The following is a 16,341-nucleotide window of genomic DNA, read 5'->3' as shown; positions in this document are numbered from 1 at the left end:
TTGCGGGCGGCCCCGAACTCCGGTGGCTCCCGCGGGCTCTTCAAAGATTGTTCAAGACGGCTTGCCGACTGACCTGCGGATTTGAGTGACAAACCCATGCCAAAACGTACAGACATAAAAAGCATCCTGATTCTCGGCGCTGGCCCGATCGTGATCGGCCAGGCCTGTGAGTTCGACTACTCCGGCGCCCAGGCCTGTAAAGCCCTGCGCGAAGAGGGCTATCGCGTCATCCTGGTAAACTCCAACCCAGCCACCATCATGACCGACCCGGCCATGGCGGACGCGACCTACATCGAGCCGATCAAGTGGCAGACCGTTGCCAAGATCATCGAGAAAGAACGTCCGGACGCGTTGCTGCCCACAATGGGTGGCCAGACTGCTCTGAACTGCGCCCTGGACCTGGAGCGCGAAGGCGTACTGGAAAAGTTCGGCGTAGAGATGATCGGCGCCAACGCCGACACCATCGACAAGGCTGAAGACCGTTCGCGTTTCGACAAGGCTATGAAGTCCATCGGCCTGGCGTGCCCGCGTTCCGGTATCGCCCACAGCATGGAAGAAGCTAACGCGGTTCTTGAGACCCTGGGCTTTCCGTGCATCATCCGTCCGTCCTTCACCATGGGCGGCACCGGTGGCGGCATCGCGTATAACCGTGAAGAGTTCGAAGAAATCTGCGCCCGTGGTCTGGACCTGTCGCCGACCAAAGAGCTGCTGATCGACGAATCCCTGATCGGCTGGAAAGAATACGAGATGGAGGTTGTTCGCGATAAGAACGACAACTGCATCATCGTCTGCTCCATCGAAAACTTCGACCCTATGGGCGTGCACACCGGGGACTCGATCACTGTTGCCCCGGCACAGACCCTGACCGACAAGGAATACCAGATCCTGCGTAACGCCTCCCTGGCGGTGCTGCGTGAGATCGGTGTGGAAACCGGCGGTTCCAACGTTCAGTTCGGCATCTGCCCGGACACCGGCCGCATGGTCGTGATCGAGATGAACCCACGTGTTTCCCGTTCTTCGGCGCTGGCCTCGAAAGCCACCGGCTTCCCGATCGCCAAGGTCGCGGCCAAGCTGGCTGTGGGTTACACCCTGGACGAGTTGTCGAACGACATCACCGGCGGCAAGACCCCGGCGTCCTTCGAGCCGTCCATCGATTACGTTGTGACCAAGCTGCCACGCTTTGCTTTCGAGAAGTTCGCCAAGGCTGACGCGCGTCTGACCACCCAGATGAAATCGGTGGGTGAAGTCATGGCCATCGGCCGGACCTTCCAGGAGTCCCTGCAGAAAGCCCTGCGCGGCCTGGAAGTGGGCGTTTGCGGCCTGGATGAGAAGCTCGACCTGAGCAATCCGGAAAGCATGAGCATCCTCAAGCGCGAGCTGACCGTGCCGGGCGCCGAGCGCATCTGGTACGTGGCTGACGCCTTCCGTGCCGGCATGACTGTCGAAGACATCTTCGGCATGAACATGATCGACCCGTGGTTCCTCGTGCAGATCGAAGACCTGATCAAGGAAGAAGAAAAGGTCAAGACCCTGGGTCTGGCCAGCATCGATCGCGACATGATGTTCCGTCTCAAGCGCAAGGGCTTCTCCGATCAGCGCCTGGCCAAGCTGCTGGGTGTGACCGAGAAAAACCTGCGTACCCATCGCCACAAGCTGGAGATCTTCCCGGTCTACAAGCGCGTTGATACCTGCGCGGCCGAGTTCTCCACCGATACCGCCTACCTGTACTCCACCTATGAGGAAGAGTGCGAAGCCGCGCCGTCGGGTCGTGACAAGATCATGATCCTGGGTGGCGGTCCAAACCGCATTGGCCAAGGTATCGAGTTCGACTACTGCTGCGTACATGCCGCGCTCGCCCTGCGCGAAGACGGCTACGAAACCATCATGGTCAACTGCAACCCGGAAACTGTTTCCACTGACTATGACACCTCCGATCGCTTGTACTTCGAGCCGGTGACCCTGGAAGACGTGCTTGAGATCGTGCGCGTCGAGAAGCCAAAAGGCGTGATTGTGCAGTACGGCGGACAAACCCCGCTGAAACTGGCGCGTGCCCTGGAAGCCGCCGGTGTGCCGATCATCGGTACCAGCCCGGATGCTATCGACCGTGCCGAAGACCGTGAGCGCTTCCAGCAGATGGTCGAGCGCCTGAACCTGCGTCAGCCGCCTAACGCCACCGTGCGCAGCGAAGACGAAGCCATCCGTGCAGCCAGCAAGATTGGCTACCCGCTGGTGGTGCGTCCGTCCTACGTGCTGGGCGGTCGTGCGATGGAAATCGTTTACGAAGAAGAAGAGCTCAAGCGTTACCTGCGTGATGCGGTGAAAGTGTCCAACGATAGCCCCGTGCTACTGGATCACTTCCTCAACTGCGCCATCGAAATGGACGTGGATGCAGTTTGCGACGGTACTGACGTGGTGATCGGCGCGATCATGCAGCACATCGAACAGGCGGGTGTTCACTCCGGTGACTCCGCTTGCTCGCTGCCGCCGTACTCGCTGCCGCTGCACATTCAGGACGAGATGCGCGAACAGGTCAAGAAAATGGCCCTGGAACTGGGCGTTGTCGGCCTGATGAACGTCCAGTTGGCGCTGCAAGGCGAAGACATCTACGTCATCGAAGTCAACCCGCGCGCTTCGCGTACCGTACCGTTTGTTTCCAAGTGCATCGGTGTCTCCCTGGCCATGATCGCTGCTCGCGTGATGGCTGGTAAGACCTTGAAGGAAATCGGCTTCACCAAGGAAATCATTCCGAACTTCTACAGCGTGAAAGAGGCGGTGTTCCCATTCGCCAAATTCCCTGGTGTGGACCCTATCCTGGGCCCGGAGATGAAGTCCACGGGTGAAGTGATGGGCGTCGGCGATACCTTTGGCGAGGCGTTCGCCAAGGCCCAGATGGGCGCCAGCGAAGTGCTGCCGACCGGTGGTACCGCGTTTATCAGCGTGCGTGATGACGATAAGCCACTGGTTGCAGGCGTGGCGCGTGATCTGATCAACTTGGGTTTCGAAATCGTGGCCACCGCCGGGACCGCCAAGCTGATCGAAGCGGCCGGCCTGAAAGTGCGTCGCGTAAACAAGGTTACGGAAGGCCGTCCGCACGTGGTCGACATGATCAAGAATGACGAAGTCACCTTGATCATCAATACCACCGAAGGTCGCCAGTCGATCGCGGACTCCTACTCCATTCGTCGTAATGCCTTGCAGCACAAGATTTACTGCACCACCACCATTGCTGCTGGCGAAGCTATCTGCGAAGCGCTCAAGTTCGGTCCGGAAAAGACCGTGCGTCGCTTGCAGGATCTACACGCAGGATTGAAGGCATGACCAAATACCCAATGACCGTCCAGGGCTTCAAGGCCCTGGAGGAGGAGCACGCCCATCTGACCAAGGTCGTACGTCCAAAGCTGAGCCAGGACATCGGTACGGCCCGCGAGCTGGGCGACTTGAAGGAAAACGCCGAATACCACGCTGCTCGCGAGCAGAAGGTATGGTCGAGGCACGCATCCGTGACATCGAAGGCCGCCTGCAGAACTCGGTGGTGATCGACGTGACGACCATTCCTCACACCGGCAAAGTGATTTTCGGTACGACCGTGGAAATTGCCAACGTCGAAACTGACGAAAGCGTGGTCTACCACATCGTTGGCGAAGACGAAGCTGACTTCAAGCTCGGCAAGATATCTGTGGGGTCGCCGCTGGCCCGCGCGTTGATTGCCAAGGAAGAGGGAGATGTGGTGGCTGTCAAAACGCCAGGCGGCGTGATCGAGTACGAGATTGTCGAAGTTCGTCACGTCTGAAAGGCGGCGCCCGCTTCGTGCGGGCGCCATGCTTTGGCAGCTCTCCCAGATGCTTTGGGTGGGCGGTTTGTGGTTACTGCACGTGGGTGTGCTTCCGGCGCTGGGCCTGATTGGGCTGGCGCCGTTGCTCATCGATGAGCTGGACGGATTGCTGAGTGCATTGCTGGTGGGGTTTTCAGCGGCGTGCGTGACAATCCAGGCCGTGGTGCTGGTCAAGGCCGAGGGTTTGGGGAGTTTGTGGCGGGATATTCGCGGCCAACTGCTGTTGATGGCGCTGTATGCGTGCGCGATGTTTGGCGTCGTGCATGTCTGGCTGCCGGAAGCGTTGCGCTGGCAGTTATTCAGCTATCTTGTGCTAGGGTTCTCTGGTCTGGTGCTGGTCATGCAGCCTGCGCCGGGATGGAGTGGCGGGGCGCGCGAAGCACGCCCGTGACCCTTTTAATCATTTGAAGCGATGAACGTTCGACAATTGCTTGTTGACGCTGAAGTTCTTGCGATACAGCAGCGCCATCTTGCCGATGACCTGAACCAAGTCCGCCTTGCCCACCTTGCACAGTTCTGCAACGGCGGCCAGGCGTGCTTCGCGATCAAGGATATTGACCTTGATCTTGATCAGTTCATGATCATTGAGTGCGCGTTCAAATTCGGCTAACACACCTTCAGTCAAACCGTTGTCTGCCACAATCAGAACTGGTTTCAGATGGTGGCCAATGGATTTGTACTGTTTCTTCTGCTCTTGAGTGAGCGGCATAATCTGACCCCTGCGTCTGATCTTGTAAAAAGCGGCGGCCAGTTTACCCGAGCGAGTCCGGGACCGCCCAGTTAATCACGACCCGTTTTATTTTCGAGGTGGCCCGTGGCCCGTTCCAAAACCAGCCTTAAGTGGCTACAAGAGCATTTCAACGATCCTTACGTCAAAAAGGCGCAGAAGGACGGTTACCGTTCCCGGGCCAGTTACAAGCTGCTGGAGCTCCAGGACAAGGACAAATTATTTCGCCCCGGCATGAGCGTGATCGACCTCGGCGCCGCCCCGGGTGGCTGGTCCCAGGTGGCCAGTCGTCTGATTGGCGGGCAAGGCCGGTTGATTGCTTCCGACATCCTTGAGATGGACAGCATTCCGGATGTGACCTTTGTGCACGGCGACTTTACCCAGGACGCGGTACTGGCGCAGATCCTGGAAGCCGTCGGAAATTCACAGGTAGACCTTGTGATTTCCGACATGGCCCCCAATATGAGTGGATTACCGGCTGTCGATATGCCGCGCGCTATGTTCCTCTGTGAATTGGCACTGGATCTGGCGGGGCGGGTATTGCGTCCGGGTGGTGATTTTCTGGTCAAGGTCTTCCAGGGTGAGGGCTTTGACGAGTACCACAAGAACATCCGCAAGCTGTTTGACAAGGTGCAGATGCGTAAACCTGACTCTTCGCGGGACCGGTCGCGTGAGCAGTATCTGTTGGCTCGGGGGTTCCGTGGCATCGAAGGCGCCGCCAGTGATGAGCGTCTTTGAAGGATTGAAGAGAGTCGATAGGTTTTTTTATATCGCTTTCGTCACGAAGCTTTACGAATATTGTGTAGTCAAAGTTTCACAAAGGGTTACAGACGGCGCCTGCCAGTGTTGTAGGTAATGTAGTAAGTTAGGCCGGTGAATATCATGCGAAGCGCGCGCCACTAGCGGAGCTTGCTTCAGAGGGTAGTTAATTGAACGATATGGCAAAGAATCTGATCCTGTGGTTGATCATCGCGGCAGTCCTGGTGACGGTGATGAACAACTTCTCCAGCCCTAACGAGCCGCAGACCCTCAACTATTCCGACTTCATCCAGCAAGTTAAGGATGGCAAGGTCGAGCGCGTAGCGGTTGATGGCTATGTGATTACCGGCAAGCGCGTTGACGGCGATAGCTTCAAAACCATTCGTCCGGCTATTCAGGACAATGGCCTGATCGGCGACCTGGTGGATAACAAGGTCGTTGTGGAAGGCAAGCAGCCTGAGCAGCAAAGTATCTGGACCCAGCTTCTGGTGGCCAGCTTCCCGATCCTGGTGATCATTGCCGTGTTCATGTTCTTCATGCGCCAGATGCAGGGTGGTGCGGGAGGCAAGGGCGGGCCGATGAGTTTCGGCAAGAGCAAGGCTCGCCTGCTCTCCGAAGATCAGGTGAAGACGACCCTGGCGGATGTCGCCGGTTGCGACGAAGCCAAGGAAGAAGTGGGCGAGCTGGTCGAGTTCCTGCGCGATCCGGGCAAGTTCCAGCGCCTGGGCGGCCGCATTCCTCGCGGCGTACTGATGGTCGGCCCTCCGGGTACCGGTAAAACCTTGCTGGCCAAGGCGATCGCCGGTGAAGCCAAGGTGCCGTTCTTCACCATTTCCGGTTCTGACTTCGTCGAGATGTTCGTCGGCGTCGGTGCCAGTCGTGTTCGCGATATGTTCGAGCAGGCCAAGAAGCATGCGCCGTGCATCATCTTCATCGACGAAATCGACGCCGTCGGTCGCCATCGTGGCGCCGGTATGGGGGGCGGTCACGATGAACGTGAGCAGACCCTCAACCAATTGCTGGTGGAAATGGATGGTTTCGAGATGAATGACGGCATCATCGTCATCGCCGCAACCAACCGTCCGGATGTATTGGACCCAGCGCTGCTGCGTCCAGGTCGCTTCGACCGCCAGGTGGTAGTGGGCCTGCCGGACATACGCGGTCGCGAACAGATCCTCAAGGTGCACATGCGCAAAGTACCAATGGGCGACGACGTGGCTCCGGCTGTGATTGCTCGTGGTACCCCGGGTTTCTCCGGTGCCGACCTGGCCAACCTGGTGAACGAGGCTTCGTTGTTTGCAGCCCGTACCGGCAAGCGCATCGTTGAAATGAAGGAATTCGAGCTGGCCAAGGACAAGATCATGATGGGCGCTGAGCGCAAATCCATGGTCATGTCCGAGAAAGAGAAGCAGAACACCGCTTATCACGAAGCCGGCCACGCCATTGTCGGTCGCGTTGTGCCTGAGCACGACCCGGTCTACAAGGTGTCGATCATTCCGCGTGGTCGGGCTCTGGGTGTGACCATGTTCCTGCCTGAAGAGGACCGTTACAGCCTCTCCAAGCGCGCATTGATCAGCCAGATCTGCTCGCTGTACGGTGGTCGAATTGCAGAAGAAATGACCCTGGGCTTCGACGGTGTCACCACGGGCGCTTCCAACGACATCATGCGTGCCAGCCAGATCGCACGAAATATGGTGACCAAGTGGGGACTCTCGGAAAAACTCGGTCCGTTGATGTATGCCGAAGAAGAGGGTGAAGTATTCCTGGGGCGTGGCGGCGGCGGTCAAAATGCGAGTTTCTCCGGTGAGACAGCCAAGCTGATCGACTCCGAAGTGCGCAGCATCATTGATCAGTGCTATGGCACGGCCAAACAGATCCTGACCGATAACCGCGACAAGCTGGATGCAATGGCTGACGCGCTGATGAAATACGAAACCATTGATGCCGACCAGATTGACGACATCATGGCAGGGCGCGAGCCGCGTGAGCCTCGCGATTGGGAGGGCGGTTCGGGCACCTCTGGCACCCCGCCAGTCATTCAGAGCGAGCGCCCTGAAACCCCGATCGGCGGCCCTGCGGCTGACCACTAAGGTTTGAAATGACTTCAGTGTTGACCTCCACCCGGTTGCCTTGCGGCAACCGGGTTCTTGATTTGGCCCATACGCATGTCATGGGCATTCTTAACGTAACCCCCGACTCCTTTTCCGACGGCGGCCGCTTCAGTCAGCGGGATGCCGCGCTGCGTCATGCCGAGGCCATGGTTATGGCCGGCGCGACCTTGATTGATATTGGGGGCGAGTCGACTCGGCCGGGTGCTCGTGTTGTTTCTCCGCTTGAGGAATTGGAGCGGGTGGCTCCGGTCGTTGAGCGTATTGCTCGAGAGCTGGATGTGATCATCTCGGTTGATACCTCGACACCTGCCGTGATGCGCGAAGCTGCGCGCCTGGGAGCTGGGCTGATCAACGATGTGCGCTCCCTTCGACGAGAGGGGGCCCTGGATGCGGCGGCGGCCACTGGGTTGCCGGTGTGCCTCATGCATATGCTGGGTGAGCCCGGCAACATGCAGGACAGCCCTCACTATGATGACCTGGTCGGCGAGGTGAGTGATTTTCTCTCTGGTCGCATTGTTGCGTGTGCAGCGGTGGGTATTGCGCCGGAAAAAATCATCCTTGATCCGGGGTTCGGTTTCGCCAAGACCCTGCAGCACAATTTAAGCCTGTTCAAGCACATGGAATCCTTGCATACCCTTGGTCGGCCCTTGTTGGTCGGTGTTTCGCGCAAGAGCATGATAGGGCTGGCCTTGAATCGCCCGGTGGGTGAGCGGCTTTATGGCGGACTCGCACTCGCCACTCTTGCGGTGACCAAGGGCGCGCGTATTCTGCGGGTGCATGATGTAGCCGAGACGGTGGATGTAGTACGCATGATTGCCGCAGTAGAATCAGCCGAATAAGAATGATGGAGCACCTATGACTAAAAAGTATTTTGGTACCGACGGCATTCGTGGGCGGGTCGGCGAATATCCCATTACTCCTGATTTCATGCTCAAGCTGGGTTGGGCGGCAGGTATGGCGTTCCGCAGCATGGGCGCCTGCCGCATCCTGGTGGGTAAGGACACGCGAATTTCGGGTTATATGTTTGAATCTGCGCTTGAGGCGGGTTTGTCTGCCGCTGGTGCTGACGTCATGCTGCTGGGGCCGATGCCGACGCCCGCCATCGCTTACCTGACGCGTACCTTTCACGCTGAAGCCGGTATCGTGATCAGTGCCTCGCACAATCCTCATGATGACAACGGCATCAAGTTCTTCTCGGGTCAGGGTACCAAGCTGCCCGATGAGATCGAGCTGATGATCGAAGAGCTGCTGGATGCGCCGATGACGGTGGTTGAGTCCAGCAAGCTGGGCAAGGTATCGCGTATCAATGATGCGTCGGGTCGCTACATCGAGTTCTGCAAGAGCAGTGTGCCGAGCAGCACCAGCTTTGCCGGGCTCAAGTTGGTGGTCGACTGTGCGCATGGCGCGACCTACAAAGTCGCGCCGAGCGTATTCAAGGAGTTGGGCGCTCAAGTCACAGTGCTGTCGGCTCAACCTAATGGGTTGAACATCAACGAAAACTGCGGCTCCACCCATATGGAACAGTTGCAGGTCGCTGTTCTGGCAGAGCATGCGGATCTGGGGATTGCCTTCGACGGCGACGGTGATCGGGTCCTGATGGTGGATCACACGGGTGCGATTGTGGATGGCGACGATCTGCTTTTCATCATCGCGCGCGACATGCATGAGCGTAATAAGCTTCAGGGCGGCGTTGTCGGTACTCTGATGAGCAATCTGGGTCTGGAACTGGCCTTGGCGGACCTGGGGATTCCCTTCGTGCGTGCCAATGTCGGTGATCGCTATGTCATCACTGAGTTGCTTGAGCGCAACTGGCTGGTGGGCGGCGAGAACTCCGGCCATGTGGTCTGCTTCCAGCACACCACGACAGGTGATGCGATCATTGCTGCGCTGCAGGTGCTGATGGCCCTGCGTCGTCGCAATGAAAGCCTTGCTCAGGCGCGTCAGGCGTTGCGCAAGTGTCCACAGGTGCTGCTGAACGTACGTTTTGGTGGCGGCGAAAACCCGATCGATCACCCGGCTGTGAAAGAGGCATGCGAGCGTGTAACCCTGGCAATGGCGGGGCGTGGTCGGGTATTGCTGCGCAAGTCCGGTACAGAGCCTTTGGTGCGTGTCATGGTCGAAGGTGACGACGAAATGCAGGTCCGCGGTCATGCCGAAGACTTGGCAAAACTGGTAACTGAAGTTTGCGCCTGAATTCGGCTTGCCAGTAAGGATGTGGTTGGGTAACATCTGCGCCCACTTTGACCGACGGGGTACAGCATGCGTCGCACTATGGTAGCTGGTAACTGGAAGATGCACGGTACCCGCGCCAGTGTCGCTGAGCTGATCAATGGCCTTCGTCACTTGGCCTTGCCTAGCGGTGTTGATGTTGCGGTTTTCCCGCCTTGCTTGCATATCACCCAAGTGGTTGATGGCTTGAAAGGCAAGTCGATTCAGGTCGGCGCGCAGAATTCCGCAGTGGAAGCCATGCAAGGTGCTTTGACCGGTGAGATTTCTCCGAGTCAGTTGGTTGATGCGGGTTGTTCCTATGTGCTTGTCGGGCACTCCGAACGCCGTCAGATGATGGGTGAGCGGGATGGGACGCTCAATCGCAAGTTCGCAGCCGCACAAGCCAGTGGCTTGATTCCCGTGTTGTGCATAGGGGAAACCCTGGAGCAGCGTGAGTCGGGCAAGACTCTTGAAGTTGTCTCGCGTCAGCTGGGCAGCATCATTGAAGAGCTGGGTGTGGGTGCGTTTGCAAAGGCAGTGATTGCTTACGAGCCAGTCTGGGCCATTGGTACCGGGCTGACTGCTACACCGCAACAGGCGCAGGATGTGCACGCAGCCATCCGCGCCCAGTTGGCGGCAGAGAATTCTGAAGTCGCACAAGGTGTGCGTCTTCTATACGGCGGCAGCGTGAAGGCGGCCAATGCGGTCGAACTGTTCGGCATGCCGGATATCGATGGGGGGCTCATTGGTGGAGCTTCCCTGAATGCAGATGAGTTCGGTGCGATCTGTCGCGCCGCGGGAAACTGAAAAAATGCTGGAAACAGTCGTAGTCGTTTTTCATCTGTTGGCTGCCCTGGGCGTAGTTGCCCTGGTTTTGTTGCAACAGGGCAAAGGTGCGGATGCTGGTGCGTCTTTCGGTGCAGGTGCTTCAAATACTGTGTTCGGAAGCCAAGGTTCCTCTACCTTTCTTAGTAAGTTTACTGCTATACTTGCCGCCGGTTTCTTCATAACCAGCTTGGGGTTAGGTTACTTTGCTAAAGAGAAAGCTCATGTGCTGACTCAAGTAGGTTTGCCAAACCCAGCAGTGTTGGAAGTACCAAAAGCAAAACCGGCTTCTGATGATGTCCCGGTGCTTCAAGAGCAAAAGTCGGCTACTCCAGCGACTGACGTACCTCCAGCTCAAGAGCAGAAGTAAGAAGAGTTGTAAGCGCTGTATTGCCGAGGTGGTGGAATTGGTAGACACGCAACCTTGAGGTGGTTGTGCCCATAGGGTGTAGGGGTTCGAGTCCCCTTCTCGGTACCAATTATCAGGAGAGCCCGCTGTTGCGGGCTTTCTTGTAGGTGGAAGGTTACATTGACCCTGCAAGGGATCGGTCGTATACTTCCGCCCCAGCTTTGTCGCGGGGTGGAGCAGTCTGGTAGCTCGTCGGGCTCATAACCCGAAGGTCGTCGGTTCAAATCCGGCCCCCGCAACCAGTTTTAGCGGAGCCCCTTTTAAGGGGCTTTTTGTTAGCTGGACACTTTCAACGCCGCTGTTCGACGGCGTTTCAAGGATGGGCGTTTCGCCCATTTTTTTATTTTGCACAGCATGCACATACATGCACGAGGGGGTTCAGGTGTCGAGCAAGCTAGAAGAGTTGCAGGCCTTGCTGGCCCCGGTGGTCGTGGCCCTAGGCTATGAATGCTGGGGTATTGAGTTTTCGGCTCAAGGTCGCCACTCAATGTTGCGCGTTTATATCGATAAAGAGGGCGGTGTGCTGGTGGACGATTGTGCCATTGTCAGCCGTCAAATCAGCGGTGTGCTGGATGTTGAAGATCCAATCTCCGTTGAATACACCCTCGAAGTTTCCTCGCCAGGCATGGAACGCCCACTGTTCACTATTGAGCAGTTTGCAAAATTTGCCGGTGAACAAGTGAAGATCAAGCTGCGCTCCCCGTTCGAAGGGCGACGCAACTTTCAGGGCCTTCTGCGCGGTGTAGAAGAGCAGGACGTCGTGGTGCAGGTAGAAGACCATGAGTTCCTGTTGCCGATCGATATGATCGACAAGGCCAACATTATTCCCAGTTTTGACTGAGACGCGGATCCCGCGGATCCAATGGCTTGCGAAAGGCGAGGCGTACGATGAGCAAAGAAGTACTGCTGGTTGTTGAGTCGGTATCCAATGAAAAGGGTGTACCGGCAAGCGTGATTTTTGAAGCGTTGGAGCTGGCCCTGGCCACTGCCACCAAGAAACGTTTTGAAGACGAAGTAGATCTGCGTGTGGAAATCAATCGCCACACTGGTGCCTATGAGACTTTCCGTCGCTGGACGGTGGTCGAAGAGGACGATCTTGATGATCCGGCTATCGAAACCTGGCCAAGCAAGGTTGCACAAACGCACCCTGGCGCCCAGGTGGGTGATGTCGTCGAAGAAAAGATCGAATCGATCGAGTTCGGCCGTATTGCTGCACAGACCGCCAAGCAGGTCATCGTGCAGAAGGTTCGCGAAGCCGAGCGCGCTCAAGTTGTTGACGCTTATCGTGAGCGCCTGGGCGAAATCATCTCCGGCACCGTGAAAAAAGTGACCCGCGACAATGTGATCGTCGACCTGGGCAACAACGCTGAAGCGTTGCTGGCCCGCGAAGACATCATCTCTCGCGAAACCTTCCGTGTCGGCGTGCGTCTGCGTGCGCTGCTCAAGGAAATCCGCACCGAGAACCGCGGCCCTCAGTTGATTCTGTCGCGTACCGCGCCGGAAATGCTGATCGAGCTGTTCCGTATCGAAGTGCCGGAAATCGCCGAAGGCCTGATCGAAGTGATGGCTGCGTCCCGCGACCCGGGTTCGCGCGCCAAGATCGCGGTTCGTTCCAAGGACAAACGCATCGACCCGCAAGGCGCTTGCATTGGTATGCGCGGTTCGCGCGTCCAGGCAGTGTCGGGCGAATTGGGCGGTGAGCGTGTGGACATCGTCCTGTGGGACGATAACCCGGCGCAGTTCGTGATCAACGCCATGTCGCCAGCTGAAGTGGCGGCAATTATCGTTGACGAAGATGCCCATGCAATGGACATCGCCGTTGGCGCAGACAATCTGGCTCAGGCCATCGGTCGTGGTGGTCAGAACGTGCGTCTGGCCAGCCAGTTGACCGGTTGGACCCTGAACGTGATGACCGAATCGGACATCCAGGCTAAGCAGCAAGCTGAAACCGGTGACATTCTGCGCAACTTTATCGAAGAGCTTGAAGTCGATGAAGAACTGGCGCAGGTGCTGGTGGACGAAGGCTTCACCAGCCTGGAAGAGATTGCCTACGTACCGGTGGAGGAGATGCTCAACATCGACGGCTTTGACGAGGATATCGTCAACGAGCTTCGCGCTCGGGCCAAGGATCGTTTGTTGACCAAAGCCATCGCTACTGAGGAAAAGCTGGCAGACGCCCATCCGGCCGAAGACCTGCTCTCGCTTGAGGGTATGGACAAGGATTTGGCGATGGAACTGGCGGTGCGCGGCGTAATTACCCGCGAAGACCTGGCCGAGCAGTCTATTGACGATCTGCTCGACATCGACGGCATTGACGATGATCGTGCCGGCAAGTTGATCATGGCCGCCCGAGCCCATTGGTTCGAGTAATTAGGCGCGGCCTGAGGAGAGAAGTGCATGACGCAAGTCACGGTGAAACAACTGGCCGATGAGGTCAAAACACCGGTAGAGCGCCTGTTGCAGCAGATGCGTGAGGCAGGTCTGCCGCACACCGCCGCCGATGAAGGTGTGAGCGATAGTGAGAAACAGTCTTTACTGACTCACTTGAAGAGCAGCCACAAGGCGAAAGTGGAAGAACCGCGCAAGATTACATTGCAGCGCAAAACCACCAGCACCCTGCGTGTTGCTGGTAGCAAGAGCATCAGTGTTGAAGTACGCAAGAAGAAAGTCTTCGTACAGCGCAGCCCGGAAGAAATCGAAGCCGAGCGCAAACGCGAACTGGAAGAGCGTCGCGCAGTAGAAAATGCTGCTCGTCAGAAGGCTGAAGAAGAAGCCAAGCGTCGCGCCGAAGAAGAAGCGCGTCGCCAGCCTGCTGCTGCGCAACCTGCTGCCACTGAAGCGGTCGCCGCTCCTGTAGAAGCAGTGCGCGAGACCGCTCCGGTTGCCGCCGCACCAGCGCCCGCCGCTGATGCGCGCAAACGCGAAGAGCCTCGTCGTCCGGACAAACCACGTGCCGACGATAACAACCGTCGTGGCGGTGGTGGCGATGGCGAGCGCAAAAACGCTCCGCATCGTGCTTCGGTCAAAGAGAAGGCGCCTGCGCCACGCGTTGCCCCACGTACTACCGACGAAGAAAGCGATGGCTTCCGTCGTGGTGGTCGCGGCAAGGCCAAGCTGAAAAAGCGCAACGCCCACGGTTTCCAGAGCCCAACCGGCCCTGTCGTGCGTGATGTCCAGATCGGCGAGACCATCACCGTTGGCGATCTCGCCAATCAGATGTCGGTCAAGGCTGCTGAAATCATCAAGTTCATGTTCAAACTGGGTACTCCAGCGACCATCAACCAAGTGCTTGATCAGGAAACTGCTCAGCTCGTGGCTGAAGAATTGGGCCACAAAGTGACCCTGGTCAGCGACACGGCCCTGGAAGACTCCCTGGCCGAGTCCCTGAAGTTTGAAGGTGAGACGTTCTCCCGTGCGCCGGTTGTGACCGTAATGGGTCACGTTGACCATGGTAAGACATCGCTGCTCGACTACATCCGTCGTGCCAAGGTAGCTGCAGGCGAAGCCGGCGGCATCACCCAGCACATCGGTGCTTACCACGTTGAAACCGAGCGCGGCATGGTCACCTTCCTCGACACCCCGGGTCACGCCGCGTTTACCGCGATGCGTGCCCGTGGTGCCAAGGCGACTGACATCGTGATCCTGGTCGTTGCAGCGGACGACGGCGTGATGCCGCAGACCATTGAAGCTGTCCAGCACGCCAAGGCTGCCGGCGTTCCACTGGTTGTTGCAGTGAACAAGATCGACAAGCCGGGCGCGGACCTGGATCGCATTCGTAGCGAACTGTCGGTTCACGGCGTGACTTCCGAAGAGTGGGGCGGTGATACGCCGTTCGTTTCGGTTTCGGCGAAAGTCGGTACTGGCGTAGACGAACTGCTCGAAGCGGTCCTGCTGCAAGCTGAAGTCCTTGAGCTCAAAGCAACCCCATCGGCGCCAGGTCGCGGTGTTGTGGTTGAATCGCGTCTCGACAAAGGTCGTGGCCCGGTTGCAACCGTACTGGTTCAAGACGGTACCCTGCGCCAAGGCGACATGGTGCTGGTCGGTTCGAACTATGGCCGTGTACGTGCCATGCTCGATGAGAACGGCAAGCCAATCAAGGAAGCCGGTCCTTCCATCCCTGTCGAGATCCTCGGCCTGGACGGTACCCCGGACGCTGGCGACGAGATGAGCGTGGTTGCGGACGAGAAGAAAGCCCGTGAAGTGGCTCTGTTCCGTCAAGGCAAGTTCCGCGAAGTCAAACTGGCTCGTGCCCACGCCGGCAAGCTGGAAAATATCTTCGAGAACATGGGCCAGGCCGAGAAGAAGACGCTCAACATCGTCCTCAAATCTGACGTCCGTGGTTCTCTCGAAGCGTTGAACGGCGCCTTGAACGGCCTGGGTAACGACGAAGTGCAAGTGCGTGTTGTGGGTGGCGGTGTCGGTGGTATCACCGAATCCGATGCCAACCTGGCACTGGCTTCCAACGCTGTACTGTTCGGCTTCAACGTGCGTGCCGATGCTGGCGCTCGCAAGATCGTTGAGCAGGAAGGCCTGGACATGCGTTACTACAACGTCATCTACGACATCATCGAAGACGTCAAGAAAGCCCTCACCGGCATGCTTGGCAGCGACGTTCGGGAGAATATCCTGGGTGTTGCCGAGGTGCGTGACGTGTTCCGTTCGCCGAAATTCGGCGCGATCGCCGGTTGCATGGTTATCGAAGGTGTTGTGCACCGTAACCGTCCAATCCGTGTACTGCGTGAAGACATCGTTATCTTTGAAGGCGAGCTGGAATCCCTGCGCCGCTTCAAGGATGACGCTTCCGAAGTGCGTGCCGGCATGGAATGCGGTATTGGCGTCAAGAGCTACAACGACGTCAAAGCTGGCGACAAGATCGAAGTCTACGAGAAGGTTCAGGTTGCTCGCAGCCTCTGACTCGCGCACTTCAGGAGCCACGCAGCGTGTGGGCATGCACATGCCCCGCGCCGCGTAAGGACTCTAAACGCAACGCCCGGTCTGGCTTTTGTCAGGCCGGGCGTTTGCCGCTTTCAGACCCCACGGGTTTCACCGTGTGGCAGTAACAGGTAACAAGACATGGCAAAAGAATACAGCCGTACCCAGCGTATCGGCGATCAGATGCAGCGCGAGCTGGCCCAACTGATCCGTCGCGAAGTCAAAGACCCGCGCGTTGGCCTGGTTACCATCACCGCTGTTGAAGTGAGCCGTGACGTAGGTCACGCCAAGATCTTCATCACCGTGATGGGTCAGGACAACAGCGAGGAAATCGCGCAGAGCATCAAGGTGCTCAACTCGGCTGCAGGCTTCCTGCGCATGCAGTTGGCCCGTGAAATGAAGCTGCGCAGCGTGCCTCAGTTGCATTTCCACTACGACGAAAGCGTCGTGCGTGGCGCGCACCTGTCAGCGCTGATCGAGCGCGCGGTGGCTGAAGACAGCCAGCACCCGTCCACACCTGAAGACGCCAAGGAGTAAG

The 16,341-nt window shown here is 57.9% G+C and carries 13 protein-coding genes, 2 tRNA genes and 1 pseudogene; 15 read left to right on the top strand and 1 reads right to left on the bottom strand.

Going from position 1 to position 16,341, the window contains the following annotated elements:
• Nucleotides 1–96 precede the first annotated feature (96 nt).
• The 3 genes and pseudogenes from carB to JWR98_RS01385 all read left to right on the top strand — a co-directional run bounded on the left by carB (nucleotide 97) and on the right by JWR98_RS01385 (nucleotide 4,223).
• Complete coding sequence (gene carB / locus JWR98_RS01395) at nucleotides 97–3,318, top strand: carbamoyl-phosphate synthase large subunit (RefSeq protein ID WP_003176149.1); 3,222 nt, start codon at nucleotides 97–99, stop codon at nucleotides 3,316–3,318.
• Nucleotides 3,315–3,790: pseudogene (gene greA / locus JWR98_RS01390) on the top strand (transcription elongation factor GreA). The gene carB and the pseudogene greA overlap by 4 nt, the downstream one beginning before the upstream one ends.
• A 28-nt stretch (nucleotides 3,791–3,818) precedes the next feature.
• Nucleotides 3,819–4,223, top strand: coding sequence for an MFS transporter (locus JWR98_RS01385; protein ID WP_205489158.1), 405 nt, complete (start codon nucleotides 3,819–3,821; stop codon nucleotides 4,221–4,223).
• 9 nt (nucleotides 4,224–4,232) lie between these two features.
• On the opposite strand, the gene JWR98_RS01380 is transcribed toward JWR98_RS01385, so the two are convergent.
• Nucleotides 4,233–4,541 (bottom strand): YhbY family RNA-binding protein, encoded by a 309-nt coding sequence (locus JWR98_RS01380; protein WP_003176146.1) that lies wholly within the window; start codon nucleotides 4,539–4,541, stop codon nucleotides 4,233–4,235.
• Between the two features lie 105 nt (nucleotides 4,542–4,646).
• Between JWR98_RS01380 and rlmE the strand changes: the two genes are divergently transcribed.
• From rlmE to rbfA, 12 genes are all read left to right on the top strand, one after another.
• Nucleotides 4,647–5,297, top strand: coding sequence for a 23S rRNA (uridine(2552)-2'-O)-methyltransferase RlmE (rlmE, locus tag JWR98_RS01375; RefSeq protein WP_003176145.1), 651 nt, complete (start codon nucleotides 4,647–4,649; stop codon nucleotides 5,295–5,297).
• Between the two features lie 200 nt (nucleotides 5,298–5,497).
• Nucleotides 5,498–7,408, top strand: coding sequence for an ATP-dependent zinc metalloprotease FtsH (gene ftsH / locus JWR98_RS01370; protein WP_078734690.1), 1,911 nt, complete (start codon nucleotides 5,498–5,500; stop codon nucleotides 7,406–7,408).
• 8 nt (nucleotides 7,409–7,416) lie between these two features.
• The gene (folP, locus tag JWR98_RS01365) at nucleotides 7,417–8,268 is read left to right on the top strand and encodes a dihydropteroate synthase (protein ID WP_078734689.1); all 852 of its coding nucleotides are present in this window, start codon (nucleotides 7,417–7,419) and stop codon (nucleotides 8,266–8,268) included.
• 16 nt (nucleotides 8,269–8,284) lie between these two features.
• Complete coding sequence (gene glmM / locus JWR98_RS01360; RefSeq protein ID WP_078734688.1) at nucleotides 8,285–9,622, top strand: phosphoglucosamine mutase; 1,338 nt, start codon at nucleotides 8,285–8,287, stop codon at nucleotides 9,620–9,622.
• Nucleotides 9,623–9,688: 66 nt separating this feature from the next.
• Nucleotides 9,689–10,444, top strand: a complete 756-nt coding sequence (gene tpiA / locus JWR98_RS01355; protein ID WP_078734687.1) for a triose-phosphate isomerase — start codon at nucleotides 9,689–9,691, stop codon at nucleotides 10,442–10,444.
• Nucleotides 10,445–10,448: 4 nt separating this feature from the next.
• On the top strand, nucleotides 10,449–10,832 hold the full coding sequence (secG, locus tag JWR98_RS01350; RefSeq protein ID WP_010206600.1) for a preprotein translocase subunit SecG: 384 nt from the start codon (nucleotides 10,449–10,451) through the stop codon (nucleotides 10,830–10,832).
• Between the two features lie 22 nt (nucleotides 10,833–10,854).
• Nucleotides 10,855–10,940 (top strand) — tRNA-Leu (locus tag JWR98_RS01345).
• A gap of 96 nt (nucleotides 10,941–11,036) precedes the next feature.
• Nucleotides 11,037–11,113 (top strand) — tRNA-Met (locus JWR98_RS01340).
• 140 nt (nucleotides 11,114–11,253) lie between these two features.
• Entirely contained in the window at nucleotides 11,254–11,712 is a 459-nt protein-coding gene (gene rimP / locus JWR98_RS01335) for a ribosome maturation factor RimP (RefSeq protein WP_038843818.1), read from the top strand.
• Nucleotides 11,713–11,759: 47 nt separating this feature from the next.
• Entirely contained in the window at nucleotides 11,760–13,241 is a 1,482-nt protein-coding gene (gene nusA / locus JWR98_RS01330; RefSeq protein WP_003176139.1) for a transcription termination factor NusA, read from the top strand.
• Nucleotides 13,242–13,268: 27 nt separating this feature from the next.
• Entirely contained in the window at nucleotides 13,269–15,785 is a 2,517-nt protein-coding gene (gene infB / locus JWR98_RS01325) for a translation initiation factor IF-2 (protein ID WP_003176138.1), read from the top strand.
• A gap of 159 nt (nucleotides 15,786–15,944) precedes the next feature.
• Complete coding sequence (gene rbfA, locus JWR98_RS01320) at nucleotides 15,945–16,340, top strand: 30S ribosome-binding factor RbfA (protein ID WP_003176137.1); 396 nt, start codon at nucleotides 15,945–15,947, stop codon at nucleotides 16,338–16,340.
• Nucleotide 16,341: the final 1 nt, after the last annotated feature.

Source organism: Pseudomonas lactucae (genome assembly GCF_016937615.1).
Classification (GTDB): domain Bacteria; phylum Pseudomonadota; class Gammaproteobacteria; order Pseudomonadales; family Pseudomonadaceae; genus Aquipseudomonas; species Aquipseudomonas lactucae.
The sequence above is the reverse complement of the archived record's forward strand: the minus strand, read 5'-3'. Positions and strand labels throughout refer to the sequence as shown.

Coding starts and splice junctions, on each gene's coding strand:
- carB (WP_003176149.1), top strand. CDS start 97: ATGCCAAAACGTACAGACATAAAAAGCATCCTGATTCTCGGCGCTGGC.
- JWR98_RS01385 (WP_205489158.1), top strand. CDS start 3,819: ATGCTTTGGCAGCTCTCCCAGATGCTTTGGGTGGGCGGTTTGTGGTTA.
- JWR98_RS01380 (WP_003176146.1), bottom strand. CDS start 4,541: ATGCCGCTCACTCAAGAGCAGAAGAAACAGTACAAATCCATTGGCCAC.
- ftsH (WP_078734690.1), top strand. CDS start 5,498: ATGGCAAAGAATCTGATCCTGTGGTTGATCATCGCGGCAGTCCTGGTG.
- folP (WP_078734689.1), top strand. CDS start 7,417: ATGACTTCAGTGTTGACCTCCACCCGGTTGCCTTGCGGCAACCGGGTT.
- glmM (WP_078734688.1), top strand. CDS start 8,285: ATGACTAAAAAGTATTTTGGTACCGACGGCATTCGTGGGCGGGTCGGC.
- tpiA (WP_078734687.1), top strand. CDS start 9,689: ATGCGTCGCACTATGGTAGCTGGTAACTGGAAGATGCACGGTACCCGC.
- secG (WP_010206600.1), top strand. CDS start 10,449: ATGCTGGAAACAGTCGTAGTCGTTTTTCATCTGTTGGCTGCCCTGGGC.
- nusA (WP_003176139.1), top strand. CDS start 11,760: ATGAGCAAAGAAGTACTGCTGGTTGTTGAGTCGGTATCCAATGAAAAG.
- infB (WP_003176138.1), top strand. CDS start 13,269: ATGACGCAAGTCACGGTGAAACAACTGGCCGATGAGGTCAAAACACCG.
- rbfA (WP_003176137.1), top strand. CDS start 15,945: ATGGCAAAAGAATACAGCCGTACCCAGCGTATCGGCGATCAGATGCAG.